Genomic DNA, 306 nt, shown 5'->3' with positions numbered 1-306 from the left:
ATGAAGGTGAATACCTTTTGGGTACATCCATAGCGCGCCCACTCATTGCTAAGCGTTTGATTGAAATCGCCAATGAAACTGGCGCTGATGCTATTTCGCATGGCGCGACTGGTAAGGGAAATGACCAGATTCGTTTCGAACTTGGAGCCTATGCGCTCAAGCCTGGTGTTCAGGTGATTGCTCCTTGGCGTGAATGGGATCTGAATTCCCGTGAAAGCCTAATGGATTACTGTGCAAAGCATGGTATTGAAGTGGAGGCCAAGAAAGGCAAATCTCCATATTCGATGGATGCGAACTTACTGCATA

The 306-nt window shown here is 47.4% G+C and carries 1 protein-coding gene; it reads left to right on the top strand.

All coding sequences use genetic code 11. The features are described from left to right. The coding region (locus A3751_RS01270; RefSeq protein WP_197466087.1) for an argininosuccinate synthase domain-containing protein at positions 1–306 on the top strand (306 nt) is incomplete at both ends.

The sequence above is a fragment of the Oleiphilus sp. HI0080 genome (genome assembly GCF_001635135.1).
The sequence above is the reverse complement of the archived record's forward strand: the minus strand, read 5'-3'. Positions and strand labels throughout refer to the sequence as shown.